General features: G+C 72.5%; 16 protein-coding genes. 9 read left to right on the forward strand and 7 right to left on the reverse strand.

Going from position 1 to position 21,172, the window contains the following annotated elements:
* Positions 1-24: 24 nt before the first annotated feature.
* Positions 25-165, forward strand: a complete 141-nt coding sequence (locus ABZ576_RS01495) for a hypothetical protein (RefSeq protein ID WP_360734489.1) — start codon at positions 25-27, stop codon at positions 163-165.
* A 93-nt stretch (positions 166-258) separates the two neighbouring features.
* Here the strand turns inward: ABZ576_RS01495 and ABZ576_RS01500 are convergent, their stop codons facing one another.
* The 5 genes from ABZ576_RS01500 to ABZ576_RS01520 all read right to left on the reverse strand — a co-directional run bounded on the left by ABZ576_RS01500 (position 259) and on the right by ABZ576_RS01520 (position 6,928).
* Positions 259-1,632 (reverse strand): alpha-amylase family protein, encoded by a 1,374-nt coding sequence (locus tag ABZ576_RS01500; protein ID WP_360734492.1) that lies wholly within the window; start codon positions 1,630-1,632, stop codon positions 259-261.
* Positions 1,633-1,765: 133 nt separating this feature from the next.
* Positions 1,766-3,451, reverse strand: a complete 1,686-nt coding sequence (locus ABZ576_RS01505; RefSeq protein WP_360734495.1) for an alpha-amylase family glycosyl hydrolase — start codon at positions 3,449-3,451, stop codon at positions 1,766-1,768.
* 166 nt (positions 3,452-3,617) lie between these two features.
* Complete coding sequence (locus tag ABZ576_RS01510) at positions 3,618-4,523, reverse strand: ABC transporter permease subunit (protein WP_360734497.1); 906 nt, start codon at positions 4,521-4,523, stop codon at positions 3,618-3,620.
* Positions 4,524-4,542: 19 nt separating this feature from the next.
* Positions 4,543-5,547, reverse strand: a complete 1,005-nt coding sequence (locus ABZ576_RS01515; protein ID WP_360734500.1) for a sugar ABC transporter permease — start codon at positions 5,545-5,547, stop codon at positions 4,543-4,545.
* A gap of 106 nt (positions 5,548-5,653) precedes the next feature.
* On the reverse strand, positions 5,654-6,928 hold the full coding sequence (locus ABZ576_RS01520; RefSeq protein WP_360734503.1) for an extracellular solute-binding protein: 1,275 nt from the start codon (positions 6,926-6,928) through the stop codon (positions 5,654-5,656).
* 381 nt (positions 6,929-7,309) lie between these two features.
* Between ABZ576_RS01520 and ABZ576_RS01525 the strand changes: the two genes are divergently transcribed.
* Together ABZ576_RS01525 and ABZ576_RS01530 are read left to right on the forward strand one after the other, a co-directional pair.
* The gene (locus ABZ576_RS01525; protein WP_360734505.1) at positions 7,310-8,344 is read left to right on the forward strand and encodes a LacI family DNA-binding transcriptional regulator; all 1,035 of its coding nucleotides are present in this window, start codon (positions 7,310-7,312) and stop codon (positions 8,342-8,344) included.
* A 68-nt stretch (positions 8,345-8,412) separates the two neighbouring features.
* Positions 8,413-9,276 (forward strand): phosphatase PAP2 family protein, encoded by an 864-nt coding sequence (locus ABZ576_RS01530; protein ID WP_360734508.1) that lies wholly within the window; start codon positions 8,413-8,415, stop codon positions 9,274-9,276.
* On the opposite strand, the gene ABZ576_RS01535 is transcribed toward ABZ576_RS01530, so the two are convergent.
* Positions 9,264-12,275: a bifunctional [glutamine synthetase] adenylyltransferase/[glutamine synthetase]-adenylyl-L-tyrosine phosphorylase gene (locus ABZ576_RS01535; RefSeq protein ID WP_360734511.1), complete on the reverse strand. Its 3,012-nt coding sequence runs from the start codon at positions 12,273-12,275 to the stop codon at positions 9,264-9,266. The two genes, ABZ576_RS01530 and ABZ576_RS01535, sit on opposite strands and share 13 nt — an antisense overlap.
* Positions 12,276-12,584: 309 nt before the next feature.
* Positions 12,585-13,469, reverse strand: coding sequence for a DUF72 domain-containing protein (locus ABZ576_RS01540; protein ID WP_360734514.1), 885 nt, complete (start codon positions 13,467-13,469; stop codon positions 12,585-12,587).
* Between the two features lie 127 nt (positions 13,470-13,596).
* Between ABZ576_RS01540 and ABZ576_RS01545 the strand changes: the two genes are divergently transcribed.
* The 6 genes from ABZ576_RS01545 (at position 13,597) to ABZ576_RS01570 (ending at position 20,793) form a co-directional block, all read left to right on the forward strand.
* Positions 13,597-14,493 carry an alkaline phosphatase family protein gene (locus ABZ576_RS01545; RefSeq protein ID WP_360734517.1) on the forward strand — a complete coding sequence of 299 codons (897 nt, stop codon included), beginning with the start codon at positions 13,597-13,599 and terminating at the stop codon, positions 14,491-14,493.
* Between the two features lies 1 nt (position 14,494).
* Positions 14,495-15,748: an MFS transporter gene (locus tag ABZ576_RS01550; RefSeq protein ID WP_360734520.1), complete on the forward strand. Its 1,254-nt coding sequence runs from the start codon at positions 14,495-14,497 to the stop codon at positions 15,746-15,748.
* On the forward strand, positions 15,745-16,764 hold the full coding sequence (locus ABZ576_RS01555) for a TolB-like translocation protein (RefSeq protein WP_360734523.1): 1,020 nt from the start codon (positions 15,745-15,747) through the stop codon (positions 16,762-16,764). Before ABZ576_RS01550 ends, ABZ576_RS01555 begins: the two co-directional genes overlap by 4 nt.
* Positions 16,765-16,935: 171 nt before the next feature.
* The gene (locus ABZ576_RS01560; protein WP_360734526.1) at positions 16,936-19,356 is read left to right on the forward strand and encodes an Orn/Lys/Arg decarboxylase N-terminal domain-containing protein; all 2,421 of its coding nucleotides are present in this window, start codon (positions 16,936-16,938) and stop codon (positions 19,354-19,356) included.
* Between the two features lie 97 nt (positions 19,357-19,453).
* Positions 19,454-20,557 carry a hypothetical protein gene (locus ABZ576_RS01565; protein WP_360734529.1) on the forward strand — a complete coding sequence of 368 codons (1,104 nt, stop codon included), beginning with the start codon at positions 19,454-19,456 and terminating at the stop codon, positions 20,555-20,557.
* 62 nt (positions 20,558-20,619) lie between these two features.
* A complete protein-coding gene (locus tag ABZ576_RS01570) occupies positions 20,620-20,793 on the forward strand; it encodes a hypothetical protein (protein WP_360734532.1) in 174 nt (57 codons plus the stop codon).
* Positions 20,794-21,172: the final 379 nt, after the last annotated feature.

Genomic DNA, 21,172 nt, shown 5'->3' on the forward strand with positions numbered 1-21,172 from the left:
TGGCAAGAAGTTTCACCTTCCACCTTGACGCGCTCTTCTCGGCTCGCCCTCGCCCACCGGTGGTTGCCGTCGGCGCCCGCGCCCTCCGGCACCACCGTGTACGTCGTCGGGCCGGTCCCGGCGCTCGGCGGCCGGGACCCGGCAAAGGCGGTGAAACTGTCGTGAACGTGACCGGGGAGTCCGGGACGAACCGCGCGTGCGCGACGGGCGGTTCGTCCGGTTGCACGGCGAACGACACCTGGAGGTGGTCCTCCAGGCTCAGCAGCTCGGCTTTCCGGCGTAGACCGCCAGAGCCGTGTTCGAGCCCAGGGTGGCGGTGAACTGCCCGGCGGAGTTCACCGTCACCGTCGTGTTGTTCTGGACGTTGCAGTACGTGCCCGCGGGCAGCGAGGTCTGGAACGTCCGGGTCAGGCTGCCGGTCTCGTGGTTGATCACCACGTATCCCTTGGCGCCCCGGCCGAAGGCGATCGCGTCGTTGCCGTTGTCCCACCAGTCGGTGACGGCCTGGCCGCGCGTCGCGTTGCGGAAGGCGACCATGCGCATGATCTCCGGCCAGGCGTGCTGGCACTTCCAGCCGTCCTGCCAGCAGGCGGTGACCGAGCCGCCGTTCGGCGGGCCGGCGTCGGCGTCGGACCACTCGTAGCCGGAGTTGACGTCCGGGGCGCCGTAGGGGTGGGCGAGCATGAAGACGTTGGCCAGCGTGTAGTCGGCGCCGTTCTTGTAGTTCAGGGTGCTGCCGTTGCGCTCGGTGTCGTGGTTGTCCACGAAGACACCGGCGCCCGCGCCGCCCAGGTAGCCCCAGCCCTCGCCGAAGTTGTTGAGGTAGGCGAGCTTCTCGTTGGTGAAGACCCGCTTGAGGTCGTAGGCGTAGCGGAACTCCTGCACATCGCCGTTGCCGGTGTACTCGGTGGGCTGGACGGCCTCGCCGGCGCCGTAGATGACCTCCTGCTTCCAGTAGACGCCCGGGTTGGTCAGGCGGCTCTTGATCGCGGCGAGGTCGCCCGCCGGGATGTGCTTGGCCGCGTCCACGCGGAAGCCGTCGACCCCCAGCGTGAGCAGGTCGTTCATGTAGCCGGCGATGGACTTGCGGACGTACTCCTCGCCCGTGTCCAGGTCGGCGAGGCCGACGAGTTCGCAGTGCTGGACGTTCCAGCGGTCTGCGTAGTTCGTGACCTGCGCGGTGCAGTCGTCGAAGTCGTAGGAGGAGTACAGGCCGGGGTAGGCGTACTTGGTGTACGACGTGCCGCCGGTGCCGGTGCCCGAGCCCGCCGCCATGTGGTTGACGACCGTGTCGACCACGACCTTCACACCGGCCGCGTGGCAGGTGTCGACCATGTTCTTGAACGCCGTGCGGTCGCCGAGGCGGCCCGCGATCTTGTACGACACCGGCTGGTACGACGTCCACCACTGCGCGCCCTGTATGTGCTCGGCGGGCGGGGAGACCTGGACGTATCCGTAGCCGGCCGGGCCGAGGGCGGTGGTGCACTCCTTGGCGACCGAGGCGTACTTCCACTCGAAGAGGACGGCGGTGACGTCCTTGGTGCCGGGCGGGGAGGCCTGCGCGGCAGTCGGGCTCATGACAAGGGTGGCGGCCGTGAGGGCGAGCGCCACGGGAAGGCTTCTGCGTGCCATGTGGGGTCCTTCGTCCTTGAAGGCGCTTGCTGAAATGTTTCAGCAAACTTGCGGTGACGCAGATGTTAAAGGCCCGCCGTCCGAAAGACAGCGGGCCGTTGTGAAGTTGATGCAAGAACTTTCAGAAGGGCCGTCAGGCCACGGCCGTCCACCACACCGTCGTGTCGGCCGGCAGCTTCGCCTCGCCGTCGGCCTCGGTCACCTCGCCGCTGCTGAGCAGCACCCGGCCGTAGGCCGGGGTCGTCACCGACTCGCCCGTGGTGTTCGCGACGCACACGAAGTCGCCGCGCCGGAAGGCCAGGACTCCCTCGGGCGCCCGCAGCCACTCGACCGCGTCGCCCGCGCCGAGGTCGGGCCGGGCCCGGCGCAGACGCAGCGCCGCGCGGTACAGCTCCAGCGTCGAGCCGGGCTGCGCGGTCTGCGCCTCGACGCTCAGCTCGGCCCACGCCGGCGGCTGGGGCAGCCAGCTGCCGCCGCTGCCGAAGCCGTAGGAGGAGCCCTCGCGGGTCCACGGGATCGGCACCCGGCAGCCGTCGCGGAACCCGTCCTGGCCGGCGCCGCGGAAGAACGCCGGGTCCTGGCGCACCTCGTCGGGCAGGTCCACGACGTCGGGGAGACCGAGTTCCTCGCCCTGGTAGATGTAGGCCGAGCCGGGCAGGGCCAGCATCAGCAGGGTGGCGGCGCGGGCGCGGCGCAGGCCCAGCTCGCGGTCGCCCGCGGTGCGGATCTGGGTGCCGAGGCCGGGCGGGTTGGCGAACCGGGTGGCGTGCCGGGTCACGTCGTGGTTGGAGAGCACCCAGGTGGCCGGGGCGCCGACCGGGCGCATGGCCTCCAGGGTGCGGTCGATGACCGTGCGGAGCTCCTCCGCGTCCCACTCCGTGCCCAGGTACTGGAAGTTGAAGGCCTGGTGCAGCTCGTCGGGGCGGACGTAGTTCGCCGTGCGCTCGACGGTCGGCGTCCATGCCTCGGCGACGAAGATGCGCTCGCCCGCGTACTCGTCCAGGATCAGGCGCCACTGCCGGTAGACGTCGTGCACGCCGTCCTGGTCGAAGAACGGCATGACATCGTTGCCCAGCAGTTTCAGCTGGTCGTGGGAGCCGAGGTCGGGCAGGCCCGCCGCCTTGACCAGGCCGTGGGCGACGTCGATGCGGAAGCCGTCGACGCCCATGTCCAGCCAGAAGCGGAGGATGGAGCGGAACTCGTCGCCGACGGCCGGGTGCTCCCAGTTGAAGTCGGGCTGCTCCGGGGCGAAGAGGTGCAGGTACCACTCGCCGGGGGTGCCGTCCGGCTCGGTCACCCGCGTCCAGGCCGGGCCGCCGAAGATCGACTCCCAGTCGTTGGGCGGGAGTTCGCCGTTCTCGCCCTTGCCGGGGCGGAAGTGGTAGCGCTCGCGCAGCGGGGAGCCGGGGCCCTCGGCGAGGGCGCGCTTGAACCACTCGTGCTGGTCGGAGGAGTGGTTGGGGACCAGGTCCACGATGATGCGCAGGCCGTGCGCGTGGGCGTCACGGATCAGCGCGTCGGCGTCCAGCAGGGAGCCGAACATGGGGTCGACGGCACGGTAGTCGGCGACGTCGTAGCCGGCGTCGGCCTGCGGGGAGGCGTAGAAGGGGCTGAGCCACACGGCGTCGACGCCGAGGTCACGCAGATAGGGCAGGCGGGAGCGTACGCCCTCCAGGTCGCCCATGCCGTCGCCGTTGCTGTCGGCGAAGCTGCGCGGGTAGACCTGGTAGATGACCGCGTCCCGCCACCAGTCGCGGCGGTCGGCGACGGTGGCGGCGGCGGAGTGGCGGGCCGGTGCGGCAGTGTGCTGCTGGCTCATGGCGTCCTTGATACGTAACTGGGGCATGTGGTCGGGCGGTGGGTGCGGCGGCGGGCCGGGACGGAGGTGGAGGGGTGCGGGGCGGGCCGCGGTGACAGCGGGGTCGGATGGGCACCGCGGCCCGCCTGCCCGCGCGGTAGGGCGCGCGGGAGTCCTCGTGCGGGCGTCAGCCCTTGGTGCCGCCCGCGGTGAGGCCGGTGACGAGGTTCTTCTGCACGAGGTAGAAGAACACGGTCACGGGTATCGCGATCAGCACCGCGGTGGCGGCCATGTAGTTCCACTGGGCGTCGTGCTCGCTGACGAAGGTCTGGAGCCCGACGGCGAAGGTGTACTTGGAGTCGTCCAGCAGGAAGGTGGTCGCGAAGGCCACCTCGCCGACGGCGGTGATGAAGTTGTAGAAGGCGGCGACGGCCAGGCCCGGGCGGGCCAGCGGGAGGATCAGCCGGAAGAAGGTGCCGAAGGGGCTGAGTCCGTCCACGCGTCCGGCCTCGTCGATCTCGAAGGGGATGGTGTCGAAGTACCCCTTGAGCAGCCAGGCGCTGTACGGCACGGCGGTGGTGCAGTTGATCAGGATCAGCGCCCAGTAGGTGTCGATGAGACCGAGCTCGCTGAAGATCTCGTACATCGGCACGATCAGGATGGCGATCGGGAAGGCCTGCGTGAGCAGCAGGACCCACATCAGCTGCTTGTAGCCGGGGAAGCGCATCCGGGAGACCGCGTAGCCGGTGGTGGCGGCCACCAGGACACCGATGAGGGTGGTGCCGAGGGCCACGATCATCGTCGACTTGAACCAGTCGAGGAACCCGGTGTGCTCCAGCACGAAGCTGTAGTTGGAGAAGGTCGCCTTGCCCGCGATCCCGCCCGGGTGCAGGTAGTCCTCCTTGTCCGGGCCGAGGGACAGGTAGCACAGCCAGGCCACCGGGGCCAGGGCGATCAGGCTCGCCACGACGAGGCCGCCGTGCAGCAGGGCGGCGCCCAGCGGTCCGCGCTCGCCGCGCCGGCGCCCGGGGCTCCGGGGCGCGGGGGCGGGGGCCGGGGCGGTCTCGGTCGTGTCCAGGGTGGTGGTGCTCATGGCGGCGGCTCCTGCGGCGTCAGACGGCGAGCTGGTCATTGCGCTTCAGCCAGCGGAAGTAGAAGGAGGTGAAGACGGTCAGGATCGACAGCAGCAGCACGCCGTACGCCGCCGACTGGGCGAAGTCGCGCGGCTGCTGGCCGAAGCCCAGGGCGTAGGCCCAGGTGACGAGGATCTGGGCGTCCGGGGCGGAGTTCTTGCCGAACAGCAGGAAGATGATGACGAACTGGTTGAAGGTCCAGATGATGCCGAGCAGGACGACGGTGGAGCTGACCGAGCGCAGGCCCGGCAGGGTGACGTGCCGGAAGCGCTGCCAGGCGGTGGCGCCGTCCATCTCCGCGGCCTCGTAGAGCGAGGAGTCGATCGACTGCAGGCCGCCGAGCAGGGACAGCATCATGAACGGCACACCGCACCAGGTGTTGACCATGATCGCGGCGAAGCGCTGCCAGAAGGTGTCCTCCAGCCATTCCGGCTGCGGCAGGTGCAGGGCACCGAGCAGCTGGTTGAGCACGCCGGAGTCGGCGAGCATGATCCGCCAGGAGAAGACGGTGACGAAGGTCGGCACGGCCCAGGGCAGGACGAGCAGCAGCCGGTAGACGGTACGGCCGCGCAGCTTCTGGTTGAGCATGAGCGCGAGGCCGAGGCCGATCGTGTAGTGCAGGGCCACGCAGGCGACCGTCCAGAAGACGGTCCACAGGAAGTGCGACCAGAAGCGGTCGTACGCGGTCGGGCCGAACAGGATGTCCTGGTAGTTGTCCAGGCCGATGAACGTGTAGGTGGCGTCGATGTGGTTGACGCCGATCGTGCGCGCGGAGTTCAGGCTGTTGGCGTCGGTGAGGGTGAGGTAGAGGCCCCGCACGAGCGGGTAGCCGACGAGGACACCGAGCACGACGACCACCGGGGCGATCATCGCGTAGGCGTACCAGTACCTCTGGAGTCCGTTCTTCACGCGCTGCCCCAGCCCGGGACGAGGCGCGCGGTCACCGCGGCGCTTGCCGGTCGCGCGGTCGATGGCGACTGTCATGGTTCGACACCTTCAAACGTTCAAGGGGTTGGGCCGGGCACAGGGCGGTGGCCGCCGGATCCTTCCCCCCCTCCTCGCGGCGGGAGGATCCGACGGCCACGCGGACTTACTTGCTGAAGCCGTCCACCAGCTTGGAGATGGCCAGCTCGGCGTTGCTCAGGCCCTTGTCCAGCGACTCCTTGCCGCTGGCGACCTTGGGCAGCTCGGTGTCGAGCGGGCCCCACAGGGAGCTGTACTCGGGCAGCGCCGGGCGGGGCTGGGCGGCGGCGAGGACGCCCTGGTAGCCGGCGATGCCCGGGTCGGCCTTGACCTTCTCGGTGTAGGCGTCGGAGCGGGTGGGCAGGGTGGAGTTCTTCAGGGCGATGGTCTCCTGGGCCTGCGCGGAGGTCATGAACTTGACCAGCTTCAGCGCCGCGTCCTGGTGGGCCTTGTCCGAGCCGGCGTAGACCGAGAGGTTGTGGCCGCCGGTCGGGGCGCCCGCCTTGCCGGCGGAGCCGGCCGGGACGGTGGCGATGCCCAGGTTGGACTTGTCCTTGAAGGCGCTGCCCTTGTAGAAGTTCGTGATCTCCCACGGGCCCTGGATGATCGCGGCGACCTTGCCGTTGACGAACGCGTCCTGGATGTGGGCGTACGCGTCGGCGGTGGCGTCGGCCTTGTGCAGGCCCTTGCCGTCGAACAGGCTCAGCCAGGTGCCGTAGGCCTTCTTGGCGGCGGCCGAGTTCACGGTGATCTTCTTGGCGTCGACGTCGACGGTGTCGGTGCCCTCGCCGTAGAGGAAGGACTGGGCGTAGTAGGCCTGGGTGGAGCCCCAGTAGCCGTCGACCCCGGTCTTGCCCTTGATCTTGGCGGCGGCGGCCTTCAGGTCGTCCCAGGTCTTGGGGGCCTCGGTGATGCCGGCCTTCTTGAACAGCGCCTTGTTGTAGACCAGCGCGAGGGTGTCGGTGACGAACGGCACGCCGTACGTCTTGCCCTCGTACTGGGCCTGCTTGATCAGGTTCGGCTCGAACTTGCCCTGGTCGGCGAGGGCCTCGGTGCCGTCCAGCGGCAGGAAGAAGCCCTTCTTGGCGAAGGCGGGGGTCCAGCCGACCTCGGAGCGGAGGATGTCCGGGGCACCCTTGGCGCCGGCCGCGGTGTCGAACTTGTTCTGCGCCTGGTCGAAGGGGACGTTGACGTACTTGACCTTGATGTCCTTGTTGGCAGCCTCGAACTGCTGGACCAGGGCCTTGTACGTCGGCGCCTCATTGGTGGCGTTGGAGGTGTCCCACCAGGTGATGGTGACCGGGCCGTCCGACTTCCCGCTGTCGCTGTCGCTCCCGCCGCACGCCGTCGCCGTCAGGGCGAGGGACGCCACCAGCGCGGAGGCCGCTATGCCACGCCGCATGAGTTCTCCTTGAGGGTTAAAGCCCGAGTGGTACAGAGGGCGGTCCCGTCCGCCGTCTCTGCGACTTGCCGACTGCGCCGTTGCCGCGGCCGGGCGACAGGGAACGTAACAGCCATGTAAGCGTTGCGAAAGACCTTGCAGAAAAAAAGTGCAAGGGGACACGATGGTTACCCGGTCGTGACCGGCCGTCGACCGCGCCGCAACCCCGTGATGACGGCGCTGAGCGGCGAGGACCACAGTTGTGCAAGACTCTGCAAGCTCTTGCCACCATCATTCCGAGGGAGCGCGATGACGCAGCAACCCACGGCCGGCCGTGCGCCCGCCCGCGCCCGGCGTCCGGCCGGTGTGCAAGGCGACATACGACCGGTACAGTCCAGTGCCGTGACCACACGGCTTGCCGACATCGCTGCGCAGGCGGGGGTGAGCGAAGCGACCGTCAGCCGGGTCCTCAACGGGAAGCCGGGCGTCGCCGCCACCACCCGCCAGTCCGTGCTCGCCGCCCTGGACGTGCTGGGCTACGAGCGCCCGGTACGGCTGCGGCAGCGCAGCGAGGGCCTGGTGGGGCTGATCACGCCGGAGCTGGAGAACCCGATATTCCCGGCCCTGGCCCAGGTCATCGGCCAGGCGCTGACCCGCCAGGGCTACACGCCGGTGCTCGCCACGCAGACCCCGGGCGGGTCGACCGAGGACGAGCTGACCGAGATGCTGGTGGACCGCGGGGTCGCCGGGATCATCTACGTCTCCGGGCTGCACGCCGACACCACCGCCGACATGCAGCGCTACGAGCGGCTGCGGGCGCAGGGCGTGCCGTACGTGCTGGTGGACGGGTTCTCGCCGAAGGTGCAGGCGCCGTTCATCTCCCCCGACGACCGGGCGGCGATGACGCTGGCGGTGACGCACCTGGCCTCGCTGGGGCACACCCGGATCGGGCTGGCGCTCGGGCCGAAGCGGTTCGTGCCGGTGCAGCGCAAGATCGAGGGCTTCGTCCGGGCGATGCAGGACCAGCTGGGGTTCGCCGCGCAGACGGTCGAGACCGAGCTGATCCAGCACTCGCTGTACACGCTGGAGGGCGGCCAGGCGGCCGCGACGGCGCTGATCGAGCGGGACTGCACGGCGGTGGTCTGTGCCAGCGACATGATGGCGCTGGGCGCGATACGGGCGGCCCGGCAGCGGGGCCTGGAGGTGCCCCGGGACGTGTCCGTGGTCGGGTTCGACGACTCCCCGCTGATCGCCTTCACCGACCCGCCGCTGACCACGATCCGCAAGCCGGTCCCGGCGATGGGGCAGGCGGCGGTGCGCACGCTGCTGGAGGAGATCGGCGGGACGCCGGCGCCGCACAGCGAGTTCGTGTTCATGCCGGAGCTGGTGGTGCGTGGTTCGACCGCTTCGGCGCCGCACGTCCTGCGCGCGTCGTAGGAGGTGCGGCGCGGACCCGGCCTTGGGATGATCGGGCGAGGAAGCCTTGTCTGGCAGACTCTGTGCCTATGAGTGACTCGACCGTGACACCGCCGGAAGGTCGCACGCAGGCGGCCGTTCCGCGGGCCGTCACGGGCGAGGACCGTCCGGGTCCGCCGCGCGGGCCGCGCCGGGCGCGACGGCCCCGGCTGTGGTTCGAGATCCTTCTCGTCGCGGTGAGTTACTGGACCTACTCGCTGATCCGCAACGCCGTGCCGGAGCAGCGCGGCAAGGCGCTGCGCAACGCGGACTGGATCTGGCGCACCGAGCACGAGCTGGGCGTCGCCGTGGAGCGGTCCATCAACCACGCGGTCAATTCGGTCAATTGGCTCATCGTGGGCATGAACTACTATTACGCCACCCTGCACTTCGTGCTCACCCTCGGCGTGCTGGTGTGGCTGTACCGATGGCATCCCGGGCGGTACGCGGCGACCCGTCTGGTGCTCTTCGCGACCACCGGCGTGGCCCTGCTCGGTTACTACCTGTTCCCGCTGGCACCGCCCCGGCTGATGCACGGCGGTCGGTTCGTGGACACGGTGATGGTGCACCACACCTGGGGCTCGATGGCCTCCGGCGACCTCAAGCACATGTCGAACCAGTACGCGGCGATGCCGTCCATGCACATCGGCTGGTCGCTGTGGTGCGGACTGACGATATTCGCGCTGGCGTCGGTGCCCTGGGCGCGGGTGCTGGGGCTGCTGTACCCGGTGGCAACCCTGGTGGTGATCGTCGCCACGGCGAACCACTTCTGGCTGGACGCGGTGGGCGGCCTGCTCTGCCTCTGCTTCGGGTTCGCGGTGGCCCGGGCCTGGTACGGCAGCCTGCCGTACGCCCTGCCCCGGCTGGTCCCGGCACCCGCGGCCCGGCCGCTGCGCTCCGCTCAGTCGGCGTAGAACAGCTCCTCCACCACCGTGCGCGCCCGGCGGGTGGTACGGCGGTAGGCGTCCAGCATGTCCCCGGCGTGCCCGGCGCCGTAGCCCAGGTAGCGGCCGACGGCGGCCAGCTCGCGCGGCTCGGTGGGGAAGGTGTCCCCGGCCCGGCCGCGCACCAGCATGACCGCGTTGCGCACCCGGGTGGCCAGCACCCACGCCTCGTCCAGGATCGCCGCGTCCTCGGCCGCCAGCAGCCCCGCCTCGCGGGCCGCGGCCAGGGCCCGGCGGGTGCGCGGGGTGCGCAGGCCCGCCTCCCGGTGGCCGTGGCGCAGCTGGATCAGCTGGACGGTCCACTCGACGTCGGACAGGCCGCCCGGTCCGAGCTTGGTGTGCAGCTTGGGGTCGGCGCCGCGCGGCAGCCGCTCCGACTCCATCCGCGCCTTCAGCCGGCGGATCTCGCGGACCGCCTCCTCGCCGAGGCCCTCGGCCCGGTAGCGCAGCGGGTCGATCAGCTCGATGAACCGGCGGCCCAGCTCCGCGTCGCCGGCGACCGGCTCGGCCCGCAGCAGCGCCTGTGACTCCCAGACCAGGGACCAGCGGCGGTAGTACGCCTCGTACGACTTCAGGGTGCGCACCAGCGGCCCCGACTTGCCCTCCGGGCGCAGGTCGGCGTCGATGAGCAGGGGCGGGTCGGTGCTGGGCAGCTGGAGCAGGCGGCGCATCTCGGCCACGACCTTGTTCGCGGCGGCCGCCGCCTCGTGCTCGTCCACGCCGTCCTGGGGCTCGTGCACGAACAGCACGTCCGCGTCGGAGCCGTAGCCCAGCTCGTGCCCGCCGAAGCGGCCCATCCCGATGATCGCGAACCGGGTGGGCAGGGTGTCGCCCCAGCCCTCCCGGACGACCGCGCGCAGGGTGCCGGCGAGGGTGGCCGCGGTGAGGTCGGAGACGGCCGCGCCGACCCGGTCCACCAGGGCGCCCTGGTCGGCCTCGGCGGGGCTGGTCTCGGTGCCGTAGGAGCCGAGGATGTCGGCGGCGGCGGTGCGGAACAGCTCGCGGCGGCGGACGCCGCGAGCGGCGGTGACGCCGTGCGCGGCGTTCTCCGCGCGGCCGACGGCGGCCAGGATCTCCTGCTCCAGCTGGGCGCTGTCGCGGGGGGCCAGGCCGCCGCCGGCGGCCGTGGGGCCCGCGCCGGTGCCGTCGCCGAGGAGGGCGACCGCCTCGGGGGCGCGCAGCAGGAGGTCCGGGGCGAGGCGGCCCGCGGACAGCACGCGGGCCAGGTTCTCGGCCGCCGCGCCCTCGTCGCGGAGCAGGCGCAGGTACCAGGGGGTCTTGCCGAGGGCGTCGGAGACCTTGCGGAAGTTCAGCAGGCCGGCGTCCGGGTCGGCGGAGTCGGCGAACCAGCCGAGGAGGACCGGCAGGAGGGTGCGCTGGATCGCCGCCTTGCGGCTCACGCCGGACGCCAGGGCCTCCAGGTGGCGCAGGGCGGCGGCCGGGTCGGCGTAGCCGAGTGCCTCCAGGCGTTCGCGGGCGGCCTCCGGGCGCAGCCGGGCCTCGCCTGGGGCGAGCTGGGCGACCGCGTCGAGCAGCGGGCGGTAGAAGAGCTTCTCGTGCAGCCGGCGTACGACGCCGGTGTGCCGCTTCCACTCGCGGATCAGCTCGGCCGCCGGGTCGGTGCGCAGGCCCAGGGAGCGGCCGAGGCGGCGCTGGTCGGCCGCCGCCTCGGGGACGAGGTGGGTGCGGCGCAGGCGGTACAGCTGGATGCGGTGCTCCATGGAGCGCAGGAAGCGGTACGCCTCGTCCAGGCGGGCGGCGTCCTCGCGGCCGACGTAGCCGCCGGCGGCGAGGGCCTGGAGGGCGTCCAGGGTGGTGCCGCTGCGCAGCGCGGGGTCGGTGCGGCCGTGCACCAACTGGAGGAGCTGGACGGCGAATTCGACGTCGCGCAGGCCGCCGGGGCCGAGCTTGAGTTCCCGTTCGATCTCGGCCGCGGGGATGTTCTCCACCACCCGGCGGCGCATCTTCTGCACGTCCGCCACGAAGTTCTCGCGCTCGGCGGCCTGCCAGACCATGGGTTCCAGCGCCTCGACGTACGCCCGGCCCAGGTCCGCGTCGCCCGCCACCGGGCGGGCCTTGAGCAGGGCCTGGAACTCCCACGTCTTCGCCCAGCGCTGGTAGTAGGCGAGGTGGCTGCTGAGGGTGCGGACGAGGGGGCCGTTGCGGCCCTCGGGGCGCAGGTTGGCGTCCACCGGCCAGATGGAGCCCTCGACGGTGGCCTCGGAGCAGATCCGCATGAGGTGGGAGGCGAGTCGCGTCGCGGAGCCGAGGGCCTTGGGTTCGGGGGTGCCCTCGGCCGGCTCCGCCACGAAGATGACGTCCACGTCGGAGACGTAGTTCAGCTCGTGGCCGCCGCACTTGCCCATCGCGATGACCGCGAGGCGGCAGGCGGCGGCGTCCTGCGGGGCCGCGCGCTCGGCCAGGGCCAGGGCCGCGCGGAGGGTGGCGGTGGCCAGGTCGGCCAGTTCCGCCGCGGTCTCGGCGACGTCCGTGGTGCCGCAGACGTCCCGGGCGGCGATGGACAGCAGGCAGCGGCGGTAGGCGACGCGGAGGGAGACCGGGTCGGTGGCCTCGGCCAGGCCGCGTTCGAACTCGGCGACGCCCGGGTGGAGGTCGTACGGCTCGTACGTGACCAGGGCCTGCCAGTCGTCGGGGTGGCGGGCCAGGTGGTCGGCGAGGGCGGCGGAGGCGCCGAGGACGCCGAGGAGGCGGTCGCGCAGGGGCTTGGCCGCGATGAGGGTGTCCAGCAGCCGGCGGTGGGTGGGGCCGTTCTGCGCCTCCAGGAGGCGGACCAGGCCGTGCAGGGCGAGGTCGGGGTCGGCGGTGGCGCCCAGCGCTTCCAGCAGGACCGGGTCGTCGCGGACGGGGGCCAGCTCGGGGCCGTCCAGGAGGCGCTCGGCGGCGGAGGGGTCGGTGAAGCCGTGCCGCAGCAGGCGGGTGAACGTGCTGCTCCTGCGCCCCGGCGTCATCTCCGTGGCCTCCCCTCGGATCTTTCGTCGTCCTGGCCAGAGCCTAACCGGAGGGGACGGGAGCGGCTCCGCCGACGGGTGGGGCTCGCCGCGCGCGCCGACGGGCGGGCGTGCGGGTGCGGTGTCCGCTGCCCGCCGTGGCGGCTGCGGGTGGGGCTCGCCGCGGACGCCCGCGGCGGGGGGTGCGGGTGCGGTGTCCCCTCCCCCCGGTGGTCGGCGGCCGGAGGGCTCGCCGCGGGTGCCCTCGGCGGGGGGTGCGGGCCGCCGCCGCGTCCCTTCCCGCCGTGGGCGGCCGCGGGGCTGTGGTGGTCAGGTCGTGGTGCGCGGGCAGCCGTGCTGGTGCGGGAGCGCCGGCGTCAGGAGGCCGCGCATCGTCCCGGCCGCCCGCGCCGCCGCGTCGCCGCAGCAGTTGTTGAAGAGGATGTGCAGCTCGGCCGTGTCCGCCGCCAGCGCCCGGACGCGCGGCAGCCACTCCATGAGCTCCGGCTCGCCGTAGGTGTGGCGGAAGCGCTCCTCCTTGGTGCCCGTGCCCCAGTGGGGGCTGCGGCCGTGGAAGCGGACGACGGCCAGGCGGGGCGTGGTGACGGGCGTGACGCCGGGCATGGACGTCGGTAAGCCCTGCGCGGTGTCGACGGCCACGGCGGTGGCGTCCAGGTCCCTGAGGAAGGCGGTGGTGCGGGCGGCCCGGCCGGGGTGCCACCACGCGGGGTCGCGGAACTCGACGGCGAACGGCCAGCCGTGGGCGCGTTCCCGGGCGGTGCGGACGAAGGCCTCGGCGGCCGGGCCGGGGGTGAGGGAGGGCGGGTACTGGAAGAGGAGGGTGCCCAGGCGGCCGGAGTCGCGCAGGGGGGCCAGCGCTTCGGCGTAACGGGTCCAGACCTCCGCGCGCAGTGCCTCGTCGCGGGGGCGGCCGCGCAGGTCCGGGGGGAGCGCGGCGGGGCGGGTGGGGTGGCCGGTGAGGAGGGAGAACGCCTTGACGTCGAAGCGGAAGCCGGGGGGCGTGCGGTCCGCCCAGAGGGTGGTGGTGCGGGGGCTGGGCAGCGCGTAGTAGGGCGAGTCGGCCTCGACCACGGGGAAGCGGGTGGCGTAGTGGCGCAGGCGTTTCTCCGCGTCGCGGTGGCCGGGTGGGTACCAGCCGCTCCGGAGCAGTTCGGGGTCGGTCCAGCCGCAGGTGCCGATCAGGATCTCCGCCATGGGGGCGTGAGTACCCGGCGTTCATCCGGTCTTCACCCGGGAGGTCGGCCCGCGTGGGCCACGGGATTGTTGGCGTGTGCATGCTCTGTCCGCACCGCCAGCCGTCCATCCATTCCCGGAGGTTGATGTGTCCGGCAGTCCTGCCCGTTCGGCGTACCGCCGTGCCCGTACCGCCGTCGCGGCCGCAACGGCCCTCGCCGCGGCCGCGATCGGGCTGTGGACCGGGCTCGGCGGCGAGTCCGCCCACGCCGCGGGCGCCGTGCCCAGCCCCGACCACGTGGTGGTCGTGGTCTTCGAGAACCACGCGTACAGCCAGGTCATCGGGTCCTCCAGCGCGCCGTACATCAACTCGCTGAAGGCCGGGGGCGCCAGTCTCACGCAGTCGTACGCCGAGACGCACCCGAGCCAGCCCAACTACTTCGCGATGTTCTCCGGTTCCACGCAGGGCATCACCGACGACAGCTGCTACACCCCGGGCTTCTCGTCGAAGCCCAACCTCGCGTCCGAGCTGATCGCCGCCGGGCGCACCTGGGCCAGCTACAACGAGTCGCTGCCGAGCCAGGGTTCCACCACGTGCAGCAGCGGTGACTACGCCCGCAAGCACAACCCCTGGTTCGGCTTCGCCAACGTGCCGACGTCCACCGCGAAGACGCTCGCGCAGTTCCCGACGGACTACTCGACGCTGCCCCAGCTGTCGTTCGTCGTGCCGAACCTGTGCAGCGACATGCACGACTGCTCGGTGTCCACCGGCGACACCTGGCTGAAGAACAAGCTGGGCGCCTACGCGACCTGGGCCAAGACCCACAACAGCCTGCTCGTCGTCACCTTCGACGAGGACAACCGGCTGAGCGGCAACCGGATCCCGACCGTCTTCTACGGGCAGCCCGTGGCCGCCGGGTCCACGTCCTCCACGACGTACAACCACTACGACCTGCTGCGCACCCTGGAGGACACCCAGGGCCTGACCACGCACGCGGGCAACGCGGCCACCGCCAAGGACATCACCGGCATCTGGGCGCCCTGACGTGTACGTAGCGGACAGCCGCGCCGGTACGTCCGCGCACGGCGCCGTCCGGCCCCCGGCCGGCCGGCGCCGTACCGCGGTCGCCCCCACGGTCCTCGCGCTGGGGACGGTCAGTCTGGTCACCGACGTGTCGTCGGAGATGGTGACGGCGGTCCTGCCGCTGTACCTGGTCGGCGGACTGGGGCTGTCACCGCTGGGATTCGGGCTGCTGGACGGCGTCTACAACGGGTTCTCGGCGCTCGTACGCCTGGTGGGCGGGCACTTCGCCGACCGGGGCGGCGGGCGGCACAAGTGGGTGGCCGGGCTGGGCTACGGCATCTCGGCCGTGTGCAAGCCGCTGCTGCTGGTGGCGCACACGCTGACGCCGATCGGGCTGGTGCTCGCCGCGGACCGCACCGGGAAGGGCCTGCGTACCGCGCCCCGGGACGCCCTCATCTCGCTGTCGAGCGCGCCCGAGGCGCGCGGGCGCGCCTTCGGGGTGCACCGGGCGATGGACACGGCCGGGGCCCTGCTCGGGCCGCTGGTGGCCTTCCTGATCCTGCGCGCCACCGTGGACGGCTACGACGCGGTGTTCACCGTCAGCTTCTGCGTGGCGGTGCTGGGCCTGCTGGTGCTCGTGCTCTTCGTGCCGGGCGGGCGGGGTGCGGCGGCGCGGGCGGAGCGGCCCACCCTGCGGGCCGCCGTGGGGCTGCTGCGCGGCCGCGCGCTGCGCCGGATCACCGTCTGCGCGCTGCTGCTGGGCCTCGCCACGGTCGGCGACTCCTTCGTCTACCTGCTGCTCCAGCGCCGCCTGGGCGTCCCCGACCGCTTCTTCGCACTGCTGCCCCTGGGGACGGCGGCCGCGTTCCTGCTGCTGGCGGTGGTGCTCGGCCGGCTCGCCGACCGGGTGGGCCGCTGGACGGTCTTCGTCGCCGGGCACGGCGCCCTGCTCGCCGTGTACGCGCTGCTGCTCACCTCCTGGCACGGCGCGGCCCTGCCGTATCTCGTGCTCGCCCTGCACGGCGGCTTCTACGCGGCCACCGACGGGGTGCTGATGGCCGCCGCCTCGGAGAGCGTGCCGGGGGCACTGCGCTCCTCGGGCCTGGCCGTCGTCCAGACCGGGCAGGCGCTGACCCGGTTCGCCTGCTCGCTGCTGTTCGGCGCGGCCTGGACGCTCTGGGGCGACCGGGCGGCGCTGGCGGGGGCCGCGGTGGCGCTCGCCGCGTGTACCGCGTTCTCCCTCACCCTGCGTCCGAAGGGGTCCGTGACCGCATGACCGTACGCCACCGCGTGCTGATCCTCGTCTCGGCCGTCGCCGTGCTGGCGGCGGTCGGGCTGGCCTCCGTGCTGCACGCCTCCGCGCGGGCGGACCGCCGCGATCACCCGCGGGCGGGCGGGCCGAGCGTCGCCCCGGGCACGGTGACGTTGCGGGACCCCGGGCGGCTGGTGTTCCGGAACATGGCCTGGGGGCCGCACCGGGACGAGCTGACGTCCGTCCCGGCGGGCGACCCGGGCGGTCCGCGCACCGCCGCCGGCCTCCGGTGCCTGCGCTTCCACGCCGCCGCGGGCACCGGAGTGTGCCTGCAAGCCGTGCACGGGCCGGTCTCGGACACCTACCGCGCGCTGATCCTGGACGCGCGCCTGCGGACCGTGGACCGCTACGACGTCCCGGGCATCCCGTCCCGGGCGCGGGTCTCCCCCAGCGGGCGCTTCGCCGCCTGGACGGCGTTCGTGGGCGGGGACTCGTACGCCGGGACGTCCTTCTCCACCCGCACGGCCGTCGTGGACACCCGCAGCGGCGCGCTCATCCCGTCCCTGGAGACCTTCCGGATCGTCAAGGACGGGCGGCGCCACCGGGCGGCGGACGTCAACTTCTGGGGGGTGACGTTCGCGGCCGACGACCGCACGTTCTACGCGACGCTGGCCACGCAGGGGCGGACGTACCTGGTCCGCGGCGACCTGCGCAGCCGTACGGTCACCACGCTGCACCGGAACGTGGAGTGCCCCTCCCTCTCCCCCGACGGCACCCGGGTCGCGTACAAGAAGCGGGTCGAGGGCCTGCCCGCGGACGCCCCCTGGCGGCTGTACGTGCTCGACCTGCGCACGCTGCGGGAGACCCCGCTCGCCGAGTCGCGGAGCGTGGACGACCAGGCGGTGTGGCGAGACGGCCGTACGGTCGTGTACGCGCTGCCCGGGGACTACGGCGCCGACCTGTACGAGGTGCCGGCGGACGGGTCGGGACGGCCGCGGCGGATCAGCCCGGCCGCCGTGTCCCCGGCCTACCTCGGGTGACGGTCCCGGGTCACGGGCGTACCCCGGACAGCCGACCCCGGGTCAACGCGGCGGCCCGCGCATTCCGTCATCACGGTGGTTCACCGGCGCGGGCGCCCGTGTCCCGGCGGGCGTCCCCCGAGACTTCCCGGGGTGGCGGCCGGGCGGTCGCCGGGAAGGCGAGGGCACGGGATGGCCGACAGCAGGATCCTGGTCGCGGTACCGCAGCACCCGCGCGCCGAGGGCGCCGGAGCCGAGCAGCTGCGCGCGATCCGGGACGCGGTGGAGGCGGGCGGCTTCGAGGTGCGCTGGGCGGTCACCGCCGAGGACGCCGAAGCGGTGCTGCGGACCGAGGCGGGGCTGGCCGCGGCCCTGGTCGCCTGGGACCTGCCCGGGGACGGACGGGCCGCGGGTGACGGATCCGGGGGCGGACGGGCCGGGGGCGACGGGTCCGGCAGCGCACGGGTGGTGGGCGACGGGCCCGGGGCCGCGCTCGCCGCGCCCGGGGGGCGGGTCGAGGACGCCCCCGGCGGGGCCGCCGTACTGCGCCGGATCGGACGGCGCTTCCGGGACCTGCCGGTCTTCCTGGTCATGGCCGACGAAGGCGTGCGCGAGCTGCCGCTGTGGGTGTCCGAGACGGTCGTCGGGTACGTGTGGCCGCTGGAGGACACACCGGGGTTCATCGCCGGCCGGATCACCACCGCGGCCCGCGCCTACCGCGAGGACGTGCTGCCGCCGTTCTTCCGGGCGCTGCGCCGCTTCGACGACGCCCACGAGTACTCCTGGCACACCCCGGCCCACTCCGGTGGCGTCGCCTTCCTCAAGTCGGCCGCCGGGCGCGCCTTCCACGACTACTTCGGCGAGCGGCTGCTCCGCTCCGACCTGTCGATCTCGGTGGAGGAGCTGGGCTCGCTGTTCGAGCACACCGGCCCCATCGGCGCGGCCGAGCGCAACGCGGCCCGCGTCTTCGGCTCCGACCTGACCTACTTCGTGCTGCACGGCGACTCCACCTGCAACCGCCTGGTCGGCCACTTCAGCGTCACGCGTGACGAACTGGCCCTGGTGGACCGCAACTGCCACAAGTCCGTGCTGCACGGCCTGGTGGTCTCCGGCGCCCGGCCGGTCTACCTCGTGCCGACCCGCAACGGCTACGGCCTCGCCGGGCCGCTGCCCCCGGCCGAGCTGGCGGCGGACTCCATCGCGGCCCGCATCGCCGCGCACCCGCTCGCCGCGGGCGCCGCGTCGCCGGACGCCCAGTACGCCGTCTTCACCAACTCCACCTACGACGGGCTGAGTTACGACGCCGTACCGACCGCGCGGGCGCTCGCCGCGAGCACGCCGCGGGTGCACTTCGACGAGGCGTGGTTCGCCTACGCCCGCTTCCACCCGCTGTACGCGGGCCGGTACGGCATGTCGGTGGACGCCGAGGCCTTCCCCGGCCCGGACCGGCCGACCGTCTTCGCGACCCAGTCCACGCACAAGCTGCTGGCCGCGCTCTCCCAGTCGGCGATGGTGCACGTACGGCCCGCGCCCCGGGCCCCGGTCGAACCCGACCGCTTCAACGAGGCCCTGATGATGCACGGCACCACCTCGCCCCTGTACCCGATGATCGCCTCGCTGGACGTGGCGACGGCCATGATGGACGGCCCGCAGGGCGAGTGGCTGCTGGACGAGGCGGTGACCGAGGCGGTCCGCTTCCGGCAGGAGATGGTGCGGCTGCGCCGGCGGGTGGAGAGCGCCGGGGACCGCCCGCCGTGGTTCTTCGGCGTGTGGCAGCCCGAGGAGGTCACCGACCCGGCGACGGGCGAACGCCTGCCCTTCGACCAGGCCCCGCCGGAGCTGCTGCGCACCGAGCAGTCCTGCTGGCTGCTGGAGCCCGGCGCCGCCTGGCACGGCTTCCCCGGACTGACCGAGGGCCACTGCATGCTGGACCCGGTCAAGGTCACGCTGACCTGCCCCGGCATCACCGCCACCGGGGAGATGGCCGAGGAGGGCATCCCGGCGCGGATCCTGACCGCCTACCTGGCGACCCGCAACATCGTGGTCGAGAAGACCGACAGCTACACCACCCTGATCCTGTTCTCCATGGGCATCACCAAGGGCAAGTGGGGCACGCTGCTGGACGCCCTGATGGACTTCAAGGCCCTGTACGACTCGGACGCCCCGCTCGGCCGTGTCCTTCCGGCGGCGGTCGCCGCGCACCCCCGCCGCTACGCGGACCTGACCCTGCGCGAGCTGTGCCGGCAGATGCACGACCAGCTGCGCTCGGCACGCCTGGTGGAACTGCTGGACACCGCCTTCCAGCGGCTTCCGGAGCCGGTCCACCCGCCCCAGCACTGCTACCAGCGGCTGGTGCGGGGCGGCACGGAGCGGGTCCGCGTCGCCGACGCGGCGCACCGGGTGGCGGCGGCGATGGTGACGGTCACCCCGCCCGGGATCCCGGTCCTCATGCCGGGCGAGTCCACCGGCGCCCCGGACGGCCCCCTCCTGCGCTACCTCACCGCCCTGGAGACCTTCGACCGCCGCTTCCCGGGCTTCCGCAGCGAGACCCACGGCGTGACGATCGACGAGGACAGCGGGGACTACGAGATCGAGTGCCTGCGCCCGGAGTGACGCGGGGCCTGACTACGCTTGCTGCGAGGCGAACGGGGGGCGGGACGTGGCGTACGAGAGGTCTCTGGGCAGAGCCCGGGCGCGGGTCAGGGACACGGTGAGCGATTTCGACTCCCTCCCGTTCGGCGACGCGCGGCGGCGCGCAGACCTGCGCCCGCGGCTGATATACGCGGCGGTGCGCAGGAACTACGCCGAGCTGCCCTTCGCGGACGTCATGACGTTCACGAGCGGGGCGGCGCTGCTGGCCGCCTGCGCCGCGAGCCTGTACTTCGCCGGTGTCCGGCCCGACGGCGCCGTGCAGGGGCTGCTCGCGGCGGTCTGCGCGGGGCTCGGCGTCACCCTCGTCCTCATCGTCCTGTTCCGGTTCTCCCGCGGCGACACCCGCGTGTACCTGCTGTCCCACCTGCTGCTCGCCACTTCGGTGCAGATCATCGCCGCGTCGGCCGCCCTGTGGTTCGGTTCGCCGTACCTGGGCGGTCGTCCCTCCTACGCCCGGTCCGCGGTCGACGGACTGGCCCTCGGGCTCGTCGTGGCGGGCTGCTGGGTCTGGTTCATGACCCTGCTCGCCTATCTCGTCTCCTACAGCCGCAGGCGGACCAGGCGCACGCACCGCTACGACGCCGCGCTCCTGAGGTGGGTCGACGCGACCGCGCTGGTCTGGTTCCACCGGGGCCGGATCCACCATCCGAAGGTGTCGACCATGTGCGCCGTGAGCATCGAGCGGGCCGCCCGGAGCGCCGAGAGCGCGGCCCGTTCGAGCGACGTGCTGCACCTGCTCGAACCCCACCAGAAGGCCGAGATCCGCACCGAGTCCCTCAGGATCTCGGAGGTCTTCCGGGCGCACAAGGCGGCGCTGCTGCGGATCGGCAACCACGACGACCTCGACCGGCTGGTGGAGTCGATGCTGGCCGGTGTCGAAGCGCTGGCGACGGGCGACCGGGAGGCGCTGCTCGCCAACGCCCCGGAGGAGATCCCCCGGTCCAACCGGATCCGCAGGTTCTTCCTGTGGGTCCTGCCCCCGGCCCTGCTGATCTCCGCGGGCATCCTGCTCCCCCTGATCCCGGCGATCTCCTCGAACGCGGCGGCGCAGAGCCTGCGCTGGTCCCTCGTCGTGGCGGGCGTGCTCTCCCTGGTGGCGGCCCAGAAGGACGTGGCCACCCGGATCAACGACACCTTCGGCAAGGCCATCACCTGGAAGTAGGCCCCGTTTCGCCTCGTTCCGCCCAGGGCACACGGCCGGCAGGACTGCGCGGAGGTACGGAGATGAGTGCCGGAGAGAAGGCCAAGGCGAAGGCCGAGCAGGTGGTCGGGAAGACCGTGCGGAAGGCGGCCCACGCGATGCACAAGGAGACCCTCGCGGCGAAGGGAGCCGCCCTGGAGGCGCGGGGCAGGCTGCGGGGCGCGAAGGAAGGGGCCCAGGACTCCTTCAAGCGCTGACCGGACGCGACGGGGCCGGCGGTCCTCGACCGCCGGCCCCACAAAACCGATTCAGCGCCGCACGCGCCGGCGACCGCCCTACAGCACCGGCAGGTTCTTCCGCAGCTCGAACGCGGTGACCTCCGAGCGGTACTCCTCCCACTCGCAGGAAGTGGCGTCGACGCTGAGTGACCTCACGCAACCGACATCGACAAGGCGTTGGCCTCAGCTTGAAGGGTTGTTGTCGGTCGTTGTTGGCCACCTTGGGCCGACCTCCGACGGCCCACAGACGGCCCAGGCCTTCCGCCCACGTGTCCCGCATGCAAGCGTCGGACTGCTCACATCGGCTCGCCGGCCATGAGCCAGGGGCTTGCCCTGTAAGAGCTGGCACTTGGCCACT

The sequence above is a fragment of the Streptomyces sp. NPDC013455 genome (genome assembly GCF_040632975.1).
Classification (GTDB): Bacteria; Actinomycetota; Actinomycetes; order Streptomycetales; family Streptomycetaceae; genus Streptomyces.

Coding starts and splice junctions, on each gene's coding strand:
- ABZ576_RS01500 (WP_360734492.1), bottom strand. CDS start 1,632: ATGGCACGCAGAAGCCTTCCCGTGGCGCTCGCCCTCACGGCCGCCACC.
- ABZ576_RS01505 (WP_360734495.1), bottom strand. CDS start 3,451: ATGAGCCAGCAGCACACTGCCGCACCGGCCCGCCACTCCGCCGCCGCC.
- ABZ576_RS01510 (WP_360734497.1), bottom strand. CDS start 4,523: ATGAGCACCACCACCCTGGACACGACCGAGACCGCCCCGGCCCCCGCC.
- ABZ576_RS01515 (WP_360734500.1), bottom strand. CDS start 5,547: ATGACAGTCGCCATCGACCGCGCGACCGGCAAGCGCCGCGGTGACCGC.
- ABZ576_RS01520 (WP_360734503.1), bottom strand. CDS start 6,928: ATGCGGCGTGGCATAGCGGCCTCCGCGCTGGTGGCGTCCCTCGCCCTG.
- ABZ576_RS01530 (WP_360734508.1), top strand. CDS start 8,413: ATGAGTGACTCGACCGTGACACCGCCGGAAGGTCGCACGCAGGCGGCC.
- ABZ576_RS01535 (WP_360734511.1), bottom strand. CDS start 12,275: ATGACGCCGGGGCGCAGGAGCAGCACGTTCACCCGCCTGCTGCGGCAC.
- ABZ576_RS01540 (WP_360734514.1), bottom strand. CDS start 13,469: ATGGCGGAGATCCTGATCGGCACCTGCGGCTGGACCGACCCCGAACTG.
- ABZ576_RS01555 (WP_360734523.1), top strand. CDS start 15,745: ATGACCGTACGCCACCGCGTGCTGATCCTCGTCTCGGCCGTCGCCGTG.
- ABZ576_RS01560 (WP_360734526.1), top strand. CDS start 16,936: ATGGCCGACAGCAGGATCCTGGTCGCGGTACCGCAGCACCCGCGCGCC.
- ABZ576_RS01570 (WP_360734532.1), top strand. CDS start 20,620: ATGAGTGCCGGAGAGAAGGCCAAGGCGAAGGCCGAGCAGGTGGTCGGG.